At 48.8% G+C, this 11844-nt stretch carries 9 protein-coding genes; 5 read left to right on the top strand and 4 right to left on the bottom strand.

All coding sequences use genetic code 11. The features are described from left to right. Positions 1-35 precede the first annotated feature (35 nt). The 5 genes from C7B77_RS13135 (at position 36) to C7B77_RS13115 (ending at position 3829) form a co-directional block, all read left to right on the top strand. The gene (locus tag C7B77_RS13135) at positions 36-1079 is read left to right on the top strand and encodes a FecCD family ABC transporter permease (protein WP_106305271.1); all 1044 of its coding nucleotides are present in this window, start codon (positions 36-38) and stop codon (positions 1077-1079) included. After that, entirely contained in the window at positions 1073-1960 is an 888-nt protein-coding gene (locus tag C7B77_RS13130; protein WP_106305269.1) for an ABC transporter ATP-binding protein, read from the top strand. Before C7B77_RS13135 ends, C7B77_RS13130 begins: the two co-directional genes overlap by 7 nt. A gap of 175 nt (positions 1961-2135) precedes the next feature. Further along, positions 2136-2360, top strand: a complete 225-nt coding sequence (locus tag C7B77_RS13125; protein WP_106305267.1) for a DUF433 domain-containing protein — start codon at positions 2136-2138, stop codon at positions 2358-2360. After that, entirely contained in the window at positions 2357-2689 is a 333-nt protein-coding gene (locus C7B77_RS13120) for a DUF5615 family PIN-like protein (RefSeq protein WP_106305264.1), read from the top strand. The genes C7B77_RS13125 and C7B77_RS13120 overlap by 4 nt, the downstream gene beginning before the upstream one ends. Before the next feature lie 21 nt (positions 2690-2710). After that, positions 2711-3829, top strand: a complete 1119-nt coding sequence (locus C7B77_RS13115) for an iron-siderophore ABC transporter substrate-binding protein (protein WP_106305262.1) — start codon at positions 2711-2713, stop codon at positions 3827-3829. Positions 3830-3883: 54 nt separating this feature from the next. On the opposite strand, the gene C7B77_RS13110 is transcribed toward C7B77_RS13115, so the two are convergent. The 4 genes from C7B77_RS13110 to C7B77_RS13095 all read right to left on the bottom strand — a co-directional run bounded on the left by C7B77_RS13110 (position 3884) and on the right by C7B77_RS13095 (position 11768). Next, on the bottom strand, positions 3884-4774 hold the full coding sequence (locus C7B77_RS13110; protein WP_106305259.1) for a (2Fe-2S) ferredoxin domain-containing protein: 891 nt from the start codon (positions 4772-4774) through the stop codon (positions 3884-3886). Between the two features lie 34 nt (positions 4775-4808). Next, on the bottom strand, positions 4809-6023 hold the full coding sequence (locus tag C7B77_RS13105; RefSeq protein WP_146138307.1) for an MFS transporter: 1215 nt from the start codon (positions 6021-6023) through the stop codon (positions 4809-4811). Positions 6024-6123: 100 nt separating this feature from the next. Then, a complete protein-coding gene (locus tag C7B77_RS13100; RefSeq protein WP_106305252.1) occupies positions 6124-8697 on the bottom strand; it encodes a TonB-dependent siderophore receptor in 2574 nt (857 codons plus the stop codon). 254 nt (positions 8698-8951) lie between these two features. Then, a complete protein-coding gene (locus tag C7B77_RS13095; RefSeq protein ID WP_245894178.1) occupies positions 8952-11768 on the bottom strand; it encodes an amino acid adenylation domain-containing protein in 2817 nt (938 codons plus the stop codon). Between the last annotated feature and the right edge of the window lie 76 nt (positions 11769-11844).

Raw genomic sequence — 11844 nt, 5'->3', positions numbered from 1 at the left:
GTATTTGTCTATCTCGCCAAAGCAAAAATTCGCTCATGAAAAACTGGTTAGCCATTCGCCCGCCCCTACCAGCGTCGCGCCCCGACCGCCGATCGGTGCCAATCGTGCTCATCTTAGCGGGGTTGAGCTTGGTAGCGATCGTCGTCAATGTCGGACAAGGTGAGTACCCGATCGAGATTTTCGATCTCGTCCAAACCTTACTGGGCATCGATACTGGTAATCCCGATCTGCCCTTCGTGATTCAAACCTTGAGATTACCCCGTACCTTAGTTGCCTTTTTAGTCGGTGTCGCGCTGGCAATTTCGGGCGCGATTTTTCAAGGCTTAACCCGCAATCCCCTCGCCGATCCGGGTATTATCGGCATCAATGCAGGCGCGAGTTTGGCGGCAGTTACGACGATCGTGTTATTTCCCGATGCCCCTGTTGCTACCCTGCCGATCGCCGCATTTGTCGGGGCATTATTCATGGCAGCCTTAATTTATAGTTTGGCAGGGACTGGGCAAAATTCACCGATGTTATTAATTTTGCTGGGCATTGGCTTATCGGCGATCGCCACTGCCTGCACTAGTTTAATGATTTCCTTGGGTTCTATTTACCAAGTTAGTCAAGCTTTAGTCTGGCTGGCTGGCAGCGTCTACGGTCGCACCTGGGAGGATTTATTCGCCTTGTTGCCGTGGACGATGGTTGGTACTGCTCTGGCATTAGGACTAACGCGGGAGTTAAATATCCTCAATTTGGGCGATGAGATCGCCACTGGATTGGGGAGTCGCGTGAACTGGCAACGCGCCCAGCTCGTTATCGTCGCCGTGGCGTTAGCTGGCTCGGCTGTGGCTACCGCTGGCGCGATCGGCTTTGTCGGACTGATTGCCCCCCACATCGCCCGCCAACTCGTCGGGGGCAATTATCGCCAGATCTTACCAGTCACCGCCCTCATTGGGGGCATCTTAGTGACGATCGCCGATACGATCGGGCGCACGATCTTTGCCCCGATCGAGTTGCCCTGTGGTGTCGTCATCGCCGCGATCGGCGCGCCGTTTTTCCTCTATTTACTGATTCAAAATCGCTACCGCCAATGCTAGAACTCGTCGCTCAAGATCTATCCCTGGCTTACCGAGGGAACGCGATTATTCAGGATTTGTCCTTAACGATTCCTGCGGAAAAAATTACCGTGTTAGTGGGGTCGAATGGCTGCGGCAAATCGACCTTACTCAAAGGGTTGGCAAGATTGCTCAAACCGACTAGCGGCGGGGTGTATCTCGATGGTAAATCGATCCTCGCCGGATCGACTAAAAGTGTCGCCCGACAATTGGGGCTATTACCACAAAGTCCGATTTCCCCTGAAGGTTTAACCGTCAAAGATTTGGTGTCCCAAGGTCGTTATCCCTACCAAGATTGGCGGCAACAATGGTCGATCCACGATCGCCAAATCGTCCGCGAAGCCTTAGAAATGACCGACTTAGTAGCACTGAGCGATCGCCCCCTCGATACCCTCTCTGGCGGCCAAAGACAGCGCGCGTGGATTGCCATGTCCCTGGCTCAAAACACCAAAATTCTGTTACTAGACGAGCCGACGACATTTCTCGATCTCGCCCATCAAATGGAAGTCTTGGATCTGCTCTACCGACTCAATCAGCAGCAAGGACGGACGATCGTGATGGTATTGCACGATCTCGATCGCGCCTGTCGCTATGCCGATTATTTAGTTGCCATCAAAGCCGGACGCGTATTCGCCGCAGGCACCCCAGCCGAGATCGTCACGGCAGAACTCGTCGAGGCGGTATTTAACCTCAAATGTCAGATCTACCCCGATCCGATCGCCGGAACGCCGATGTGTATTCCGATCGGTACCAAAATATTCAATCCAGAATTAGCAACCGATGGCAACCATCCAGTTCGACCCAATCTGCTCGGCAGCCTCAAACAGTTGGAAGCTGAAAAGGTGTTGAGAACAGAGCTTTAGAGACTATTTGAGATCTTTGAGGCGATCGATAAGATTGGGATCGAAAATGATATAGCTCGTGAATCATCAAGTAATGATGTGCAAGAAATATGAATCTTAGAAAACAGATTGAAATCTCACAAATTGAGAGAAGGCGTTGCGCTAAAATGAATCTATTATTACGCTCCATATACTAATGAAATACCAAGATATTCTCACAATAGAACCTGGAAAACGTAGTGGAAAACCTTGTATCCGAGGGATGCGAATAACCGTCTATGATGTCTTGTCATATTTAGCATCTGGTATGACCCAAGATGAAATTCTACAAGACTTTCCGTACCTCACCACCACTGACATTCTTGCCTGCCTTAGCTACGCCGCAGATCGGGAACAGCTTACCCTCACGATCGCGGCATGAAATTACTTTTCGACCACAATCTTTCACCTCGCTTAGTTTTGATTCTTGCCGATATCTATCCTAATTCTCAACATGTTTTTCCATTACAAATGGATAGGGATGACGATCGCCTCATTTGGGACTATGCGGCTCAAAATGACTATACAATTGTTACCCGCGACTCAGATTATAACGATCTAAGTATTGTCCGAGGTTTCCCACCAAAAGTTATCTGGATTCGGCGGGGAAATTGCTCTACCAAAGAGATTGAAATCATGCTGCGGTCGTCAACTCAGGATATTTATGAATTTTCCCAAAACCCATCGCTTGGAATACTGACTTTAAGTTGAAATAGGTTCTAGAGAAAAACGATGAAATTTAGGAATTATTTTTATAAGCTGGTTGTGGCGATCGGGTTAATACTGACGATCGCCGCCTGTGCGGGCAAATTCGATTCCCCAACGGGGACGCTACACCAACAGTCGATCGGATCGATCTCACCAGTCAAGCGCGCTAACTGCCAGCAAATCGAACATACCGCCGGAACGACTCAAGTGTGCGACCGCCTTGCGGCGCGCTCGCGCGTTCGACCGCAACGAATTGTCGTATTAGGCCCATATATATTAGAACCATTACTGGCTCTGGGGCTTCAGCCAGTAGCTTTTGGGGACTATGCCGCTTTGCACCGAGGCGACTATACCAATCCCAGCCAACAGATTCCCTATTTAGGAAAGCGGATCGCCGGATCGCTAGGCAATGTGGGCATGGTTGGCACCCCCTCGATCGAAGCAATTGTCAAAGCCAAACCGGACTTAATTTTGGGGCTGAATATCGCCAATACCCAGCACTATCCAATCCTGTCGAAGATCGCACCGACACTAATTCTTAAATGGGGCGATGCCAATGGCAATCTCCAGACGATCGCCAAAGCCGTTAATCGTACCGAACGCGCCGCAGAGATCTTGCGAGAAACGAAACAACAAATTACCACCGCCCGCCAAGCGTTTGCTCCGTTAGTTGCCACCGCTCCCAAGTTACTGATGCTGATTTCATCCGACCTCCGCGAGGTAGGGCTAGTGACCAAAATTCACGATCGGTGTCGCTCTTTACCCCAAGATTTAGGCTTTCAACTAGTCTACCCGCAACAATCTGGACAAGCACCACCAGAGACTTTCGCGCCGATTTCGATCGAAACATTCCCCGAACTCGATGCCGCAGATGCGATCGTGTTGTTGGGGCACAACTTCCGCAATGTCTCAGCAAGTACGCTAGCAAACGGTTTTGAGGAATACCAACTGACTAAACTCCAACAAGCTTGGAAGAGAAACCCGATCGCCCGATCGCTCAAAGCCAGCAAAGCAGGCAAAGTCTATTTCATGCCTAGCTATATGTGTCTGGCATTACCCGGCCCAATTGGGACTCAGCTCTATCTTGAGGAGTTTAAAAAACAACTATTATCAACAAAATCGGGTGCGAGCCTCCGCCAGTAGGTTTGCTCCCGGTTCGATCTCACCCAATTCGATCCGAAAGCCGCGTATTTTTATCTAAGGTTGGGGATACAAGTGTCTAGTTAATTTCCGATTTTTGCCTAAATGCTCAGTGACAATTTCCTTAGCAACATCTGGATTTACTCGTGTATACCAAGTATGTTCGCGATCGCGATCGTCGCCCGAATAGAAGACAATCGGCCCCATTTTACAAACTTGCAGACAGCCAGCCGCAGTTAAATCTACGTCTAAATTAGCAGCTTTTAATTCTACAGCGATCGCATCGTAAACTGACTGCCAATCGCGACCATTATTACATCGACTCGATTTACAGACGGAGATATAAGGACGAGTCAAAGGATTGGTTTCATAGGGGATGTCCATTGTCCCCAATACATAAATCTGCCGTAGATTTTCGTACACTGCTAGTTTGGCGAGATCTGGTTGATGTTCTGGCAAAAAATCTTCACCTTCGCCTAAAAATGGATTGGGTAAAAAGATGCTCATCATTTTTTCGCCTTCCCCATTCCAAAACTGAATTCCCCAACTATGTGGTTTCCCTTGGGCATTTAATTGTCGATATAATGCCGCCCGACTGACTTGTCTGGCTTGACGTAGTGCTGGAGAATTGCTGCGCTCTGGGCCACCTTGGTTTTCACCGATGCACAGGTGTATGTGCCAGCCTGGGGCAATTACCGTCAGATAGCCATCATACATCCAGCAAGCCTTGGGTGCTGCCTCAAATTCTAACTCTAAGACGCTACCATTAACAACATGGCCTAATCCCAATTCTTGCCAATGTTCTTGAAATAAAGAATGCAGCATCGGCCCCAGCACATCGAAGGTTGCCGGAAAGTATTCATACTCAAATGAATTGTCTGCATCACTCTGTTCTAAATCGATTTTATTTAATGGTGTGACCCGCCGCTGGAAAGTACTAACTGTCATATTTGTTATTTTTTTAGTTGTAATTTCTATTTCTCTAGGTCGCAGATGTTTGGAATTTGCGGTGGAGCCACCGATATGTCAGACAAATACCGATCGCAGCTACCAGTAAACCGATGGTAAATAAGCCACCATAACCCAGCCTACTAGCGATCGCCCCACCAAAACCACCCCCAATGCCGATCCCACCGATCGTTAATACCGAAACTTGGATGCTAAAATCTGTACCTGCCGAATCAGGACGAACGCGATCCATCATGATGGTATAAATCGAGGTAATTACCATACTCATCGCCGATTGGAGCATCAAGACGATCGCATAGATCGCCCACTTATCGACTACACCCGCCGCCAGCCATAGCTGTGAACCAATGGCAAACATGGCAAATCCCTGAGCTAACAAGATCGATCGATCTTTACCCCATATTGTCACGATCGTTCCAGCAACGATCGCACTCACACAACTGACTGTATTACCAACGATCCCCATCAGTATCCCGATCTCGCTCAAGCTCCAACCCCGATCGACTAATAGCATCTTTGTCATGGGTAATGTCATCCCCAGACTCATCCCAAAAATGCAAATTGCCAACAGCCAGTCGCGATTTACGCTCAAATTTAGAAACGAGCGGATGTTACCCCACTTGTTGACTTGCGGCGCAATCGGGGTAATTGTTTCACGATGTAGATAGATCGGTATCCCCAACAGTGAGATCGCGATCGCCAGATTTACCACACTTTTTTGCCAGCCAAAATTTTCGAGCAGTAGCAATAACACCCCGCCACCCAGAACCGCACCCAAAGAGTTAGCACTAATTTGAATACCATTGCCGATGCCGCGTTCGCGTTCGTCAAGCAAGCCAATCGCGAGTGCGTCCGTGGCAATGTCTTGAGTGGCGATCGCGATATACAGCAACAATAAGATCGCGATGATGTAAGGAAAGTCTGTTTCGAGGTTAAACAAAGAGCAGATAATTAACAGTCCCACCATCACACTCTGCGCGCCGATAATCCAAAATTTATAATGCCCTCTTTGAGTTCTGCCATAGCTATCTACCCAAGGTGCCCAGAGAAATCGTAGCACTTGGGGCAAAATCAACAGCGAAAGTAAGCCGATAAACTGTAATGAAACCCCTTGTTGGCGGAGAAAAACTGGAACAGTTTGACTAAAGAAAGCCGCAGGAAACGATTGAGAGATGTAGAGACATGTCAGTAGTCCCATTTTCTCGATTGTTTTAATGTTTAAATTCATCGCAAACAATCACTCGATATTTAGGTTGAAACCGTACCACCGATCGAGATTCAACATTGAATCTCGATCGCTACAAAATTTGACGGCTGGCAGCTACTTTTTAAAACTGCCAAGAAGCTGTTGCTTGAATGGTAAAGGGATCGCCGTAAAAATTGGCAGAACCGCGACGGTTGCCTAGAGTTTCTACATACTTAACATCACCAATATTTTTGAATGCCAAACCAAATCGCCAATCTTCTGACTTATAAAAGAGTGCGGCATTGAGTGTTATATAACCATCCGCAGTATAACTATTAGCCAAATCGCCTTGACGTTCGCCGACAAAATTCAACCCCGCACCGAGACCGAATCCCTTCAAGCCGCCTTGCAAAAACTCATAGGTAGTCCATAGACTCGCGGCATTTTCTGGTACGCCATAGAGCTTATTGCCAACGAGCGCGGGATCGCTATCGGCAGTGATTCGCCCATTGGTATTGGCATAGGTGGCGATTAGTTTCCAGCCTGGAGAGAGTTCGCCGGAGACATCGACTTCGATGCCTTGGCTGCGCTGCTGACCAGAAGCGATCGAACCGAAGTCACTGGTAGGATCGGGGACGGCAACATTATTCCTGGTAATATCGAAGTACGCTAGTGTCGCTAATACTTTGCCGTCAAATAGTTCGGATTTGACCCCAAACTCGTAACCTTGACCGCGCTGGGGTTCTAGCACTTGTCCGGCGGCGTTGAGGTCGGTGTTGGGTTTGAAGGATTGAGAGTAGCTACCATAGAGGGAGACGTTGGGAATAACTTTGTATACCAAACCCACGCGGGGAGTTAATGCGGTAGCGGTGCTGGGAGTGTTGGTACCTGCGAGTAGATCGTTATTATTTTGAGAGATGGTATCGTAGCGAAGGCTGGCGAGGAGTTTGAGGTTATCGGTCAGACCGATTTGGTCTTGGATATAGGCTCCATAACTATCGGAAAGGACGAGATTGTCGGTAAAGGGCGCGAGGGCGGCTTGGCTGGGTTTGACCAATCCATAGGTGGGATTAAATAAATCCAGAATACTAGGGGTGCGATTGAGGCTATTGCTAGTGCGACTATCGCGGCGGATATAATCGACTCCAGCTAGCAGCGTATGGCTGACAGAACCCGTTTTAAATTCACCGATTAAGTTAGTTTGAAAGGTATAGTCTTTGAGTAAGGCGGTTTGGTTGGCGGGCAAGCGAACGACAGCATTGAGCGTATCGTTAAATGTCGGTAAGGCAACTACGCCAAAGTCAAATTGATAGGATGAATACTGAAAGCTATTTTTGAGCTTGAATTGCGGAGTGAAGCGATGTTCGATGTTATAGCCGATCTGGATGGCGGTATTGGTAACGGTATCGTCTGGTTCGTTAATGATGCGATTAATCGGCACATCAGCAACTTTATTCCCGACTGCTGGCAACCCAAAATCTGCTCCACGTCTGCCATTGATGTATTCGATCGATACGTTTAAGTCGGTATTATCGCCAATTTTTCCGGTGACGGTAGGTGCAAACACAATCTTACGATTGCTGGTAATCAGGTCGCGCACGCTATTGCCAGTTTCAAATACCCCATTGATGCGACCGAGAATATTGCCATCGGGAGTGAGGCGATCGGAAAAATCAAACCGAGAGCGAGTAGAATTGCGACTGCCGATCGATATTTCTACTTCCCGAAACGGATCTTTGAGCGGTTTTTTCGTGACTAGGTTAATTAACCCGCCAGGTTTGATCGCGCCAGAGAGAATGGAAGCTGGCCCTTTGAGGACTTCAATCCGCTCGGCAGTAGCAATATCGGTCGTCGGTGGCGTGACTCCATCAATATCGCCGCGTCTGAAGCCATCTCGCACGATCGCACCACCCGAAAACCCGCGAATGATTAACTGTTCCCCACCGCGCGATTGACCGTCGCCATTAAATATGACCCCGCTGACGTTAGAGAGGGTTTCTTTAACTTGGGTTGCTTGCCTGTCGCGAATTAATTCCGGTGGAATAATCTGTACCGAAAATGGTGTTTCCAAGATCGGTGTATTCGTACCAGTTGCACTCGATGCATTGGGGATAAAATAACCCACCTTGCGCTTGCCTTTGACAATGATTTCGATTTCTTCGCCAGCCGCCGAGACATTCGTGGGTACCGCACTAAACACTAAGCTATCGGTACCTGTGGCGACAGTAATTGCTGGTAATGCTTCTTTGCCAGTAATGCTGACGCGCACGGAGGTGGGAGTGACTTGGACGACGGAGATTTCGGCAATCCCCGGATCGGGATTAACTGCCCGATATTCGATCGCATTGGGTAAAGCGAGGGTGGCGTTGGGGATATCGTAAGTAACTGTGACGTTTGAGTTTTGACTAGCTGGTTGGGGAATAGTTACCGTAGGCGATTCGAGGCGAATTTCGATTCCTTTTTCCGTGGTACTGACTTTGACACCCGTAATTTTGACTGTGGCGGCTTGAGCTAATAATTTGCGCGGCGATCGATTTGCGGCTGGTACCGAGGACTGACCTCGATCGGAATTATTCTCAATAGAAGATTGCGCATAAACGGGAGTTGATATAGCGATCGCCAAAATGTTAATTACAAAGCAGAGTGGCAAAAAGGCACCAGAGGTAAAGAGTTTTTGGCGCGACAGAAAGAGATTCATGGTTTTTTTCTTAGACATCGGACGTAATATTTTTTAGATACTTCAACAATTCAGATCTATCTATTGATGCTTTTGCCAAAGGCTATGCCACCGCAAAAACCCACAGAAAGCAAGACTCCTTGCTATATGAGCGCGAAAAATTGACCCCAAAGCCGATGTGTATCGTTGACCGTTGGTCTGCCGTGGGCAATCGAGAAATATAGTATTTATTATTAAAAGACTAAGTAAAATCTTACACTTATTGATATTTACTTGCAACTAAATTGTGAAGATTATGGCATTGGAATTTGGGTATGGTGGTGAGGAAGGCGCGATCGCAATTCAGAGAGCGAGATTTCGGGATCGATCGCGAGCTGGGTTAGGATCGATTCATAGCTAGCGAGGAGTTGGGCGATCGACTCTTCTATATACCTTTCGATGCCATAATTGACCATGACTCGCATGGGTTTGGACATTTCTATGTAGAATTCTAGGGGCGTTTCTGGGGCATATAGTTCGGCAGAAATGTCGTCCCAATGTTGCTGTTTGGTTTGCATTTCTACTAGCTCCCAGCCAGGGATGGGCGCGACACCTTGAGTTGAATTTGTCACGGTGAGACTGGCGGCGATGTCGATTTGTCCGTGCTGTTCGATCGCATCGAGTACCGACTCGAAGGGCACATCTTTATGGGCGATCGCTTGTTGGATATCGAGTTGGAGTTGGTGGAGAGCCATCTTACCAGTGAGATCGGGTGTGAATTTCGATTGCAAAATTACTTCGTTGATAAAGCAACCCAGCATTTGTTGTGTTTGGGGGATCGTCCGATTGCCAACGGTGGTGACGATCGCGATGTCCGATTTACAGCTTTCGGCGGCTAGTGCGAGTTGCAATCCGGTGGCGAGGACGGTAAATGTCGTAACATTGAGGGAACGACTCAGGGATTCGATCGCCTCAACTAGGGATGTAGGAAATTGGCTGAAATGATATTTGGATTGTGGACTCAATGGTTCGGCAGTGGATGGGTTGACGGTATTATTATCGATCGATATTTTTTGGTGCCAGTAGGCTAGTTGTGCGGCGATCGCTTCTGCATGTTCGGGCTGTTGTTGCCAAGCGACAAGATCGGCGTATTGCAGGGGTACGGCGGGAAGCGGAGAGGGTAAACCGCGATCGAAGGCTTGGATTAGTTGGTGCAATTCGTCAATTAGCAAGCTAAAGGAAGAGCCATCGGTAATGATGTGGTGGATCGTGATTAATAACCAATGTTCCTGGGGAGCGAGTTGGAGTAGATTAGTTCGCAGGAGGGGGGCGACGGCGAGATCGAATTCGGGGGTGGCAAGATCGATCGCGAGGTTAAAGGCGGCTGATTCTCGATCGGCTGGGGGTAAGGGTTGTAAATCGCGATAGCCCAAAGGTATATGTAATGTGGGTAAGATAAACTGGATCGGTCGTTCGTCAACTTCGCGAAATACCGTCCGCAGGATTTCATGGCGGCGGATAATTTCATTAAAGCTACGTTCGACGACGGCTGGATTGAGATCGCCTGTAATCCGCAACACGATCGAACTATTAAGCGCGGAACTCTTACTCCCCGCATGATGCCACGCCCAGATCGATTCTTGGGAAAAGGAGAGCGGTACGGAGGTGGCGAAGGTGCGATCGATTGGACGCAGGGAAGATCGATTATCGAGTGAGAGTCGATCGATCCGTTCTGCCAAACCCGCAACCGTTGGCGACTGAAAGAGATCGACGATCGATAGCGGTACTTCAAAACTCGATAGCAATCGCCCGATTAACTTAGTAGCGAGTAAAGAATGTCCGCCCAATTCAAAGAAGTCATCATCGACACCGACGCGATCTAGATTTAATACCTCACTAAAAATGCGGGCGATTTCCGTCTCGATCGCATTGCGCGGGGCGATAAATACGTTATCTAAATCCGATCGATCTAGTTCTGGAGCGGGTAACATCTGACGATCGATCTTGCCGTTAGCATTGAGCGCGAAGGAGGCTAGTAACATGAATCCCGCTGGCATCATATATTTAGGCAATCTCGTTTCCAGTAGACGGCGGAGGCTGCGGATGGTAAGTTCGGAGCCAGTTTCAGGGACGATATAGGCGATGACTTGCTTATCCCCGTTGGCATCTGGGAGATCGATAACCAGACTTTCGCGCACTTGGGGATGTTGATTTAGCAAGGCTTCGATCTCGCCCAATTCGATCCGAAAGCCGCGTATTTTTACCTGTCGATCGATCCGCCCCAGAAATTCGATCGTCCCATCCGCCCAATACCGCACGCGATCGCCTGTTTTATACAGACGGGCATTGGGGTTGAAGGGATCGGGAATAAACGCCAGTGCGGTGAGATCGGGACGATTGAGGTAGCCGCGCGCCACACCCGCCCCACCGATATACAATTCGCCAGGGATGCCGATGGGAGTCGGTTGGAGGGATGAGTCGAGGATATAGGTGCTGGCATTGGCAACTGGGGTACCGATCGGCAGTTCGCGTCCGGTTAATTCTTCATCTGTGAGCGCGGATAAATCGATCTTAGTGGTGACAATTGTGGCTTCAGTCGGCCCATAACTGTTAACGAGGCGGACGTGAGGTTTTACCAGTTTTTGCCAGGTTTTAAAGCGATCTCGCGAGGCTTTTTCACCACCCAAAATCACCAACCGCACCGGATCGGGTAGGGTTAATTTCTGGGTTTCCATTTCCGTTACCATCTGATGCCAGAAGGCGGTGGGCAAGTCGAGGATGGTAATTTGCCACTCCTCGCAGGTGTGGAGAAAAATCGCGATCGAACTAAGCATGGCTTCGGTTCGCAATACCAGCGTTCCCCCACACGTCAAGCAGGGGAAAATTTCTTCCGCCGCCGCATCAAAACTCAGCGAGGCAAATTGAAGTACACGATCGCGATCGCCGATCGTATATTCCTCAATCGCTGCGGCAGTATAATTTGCCAAGGAATCATGCTGCACCATGACACCTTTGGGTTGTCCGGTGGAGCCGGATGTGTAGATAATATAGGCGAGCCGATCGATCGGCAGGGAAATCGCTAAATCGGCATCGCTTTCTAGAGCGATGTTGTCCCAATCTGCATCAAGCAACTTACGGTTCGCTCATTTTCAGGGAGGGTCATCAGATTGTGGCCCAAGGCAAGTATAAATCTCAACTGGAAAGTTC

It is taken from the genome of Chamaesiphon polymorphus CCALA 037, assembly GCF_003003845.1.
GTDB classification, from domain to species: Bacteria; Cyanobacteriota; Cyanobacteriia; order Cyanobacteriales; family Chamaesiphonaceae; genus Chamaesiphon; species Chamaesiphon polymorphus.
The sequence above is the reverse complement of the archived record's forward strand: the minus strand, read 5'-3'. Positions and strand labels throughout refer to the sequence as shown.

What these genes read in the sequence shown, in the direction of transcription:
- C7B77_RS13110 (WP_106305259.1), bottom strand. Translation starts at nt 4,774, where the DNA reads ATGACAGTTAGTACTTTCCAGCGGCGGGTCACACCATTAAATAAAATC.
- C7B77_RS13100 (WP_106305252.1), bottom strand. Translation starts at nt 8,697, where the DNA reads ATGTCTAAGAAAAAAACCATGAATCTCTTTCTGTCGCGCCAAAAACTC.
- C7B77_RS13135 (WP_106305271.1), top strand. Translation starts at nt 36, where the DNA reads ATGAAAAACTGGTTAGCCATTCGCCCGCCCCTACCAGCGTCGCGCCCC.
- C7B77_RS13130 (WP_106305269.1), top strand. Translation starts at nt 1,073, where the DNA reads ATGCTAGAACTCGTCGCTCAAGATCTATCCCTGGCTTACCGAGGGAAC.
- C7B77_RS13125 (WP_106305267.1), top strand. Translation starts at nt 2,136, where the DNA reads ATGAAATACCAAGATATTCTCACAATAGAACCTGGAAAACGTAGTGGA.
- C7B77_RS13115 (WP_106305262.1), top strand. Translation starts at nt 2,711, where the DNA reads ATGAAATTTAGGAATTATTTTTATAAGCTGGTTGTGGCGATCGGGTTA.
- C7B77_RS13120 (WP_106305264.1), top strand. Translation starts at nt 2,357, where the DNA reads ATGAAATTACTTTTCGACCACAATCTTTCACCTCGCTTAGTTTTGATT.
- C7B77_RS13105 (WP_146138307.1), bottom strand. Translation starts at nt 6,023, where the DNA reads ATGAATTTAAACATTAAAACAATCGAGAAAATGGGACTACTGACATGT.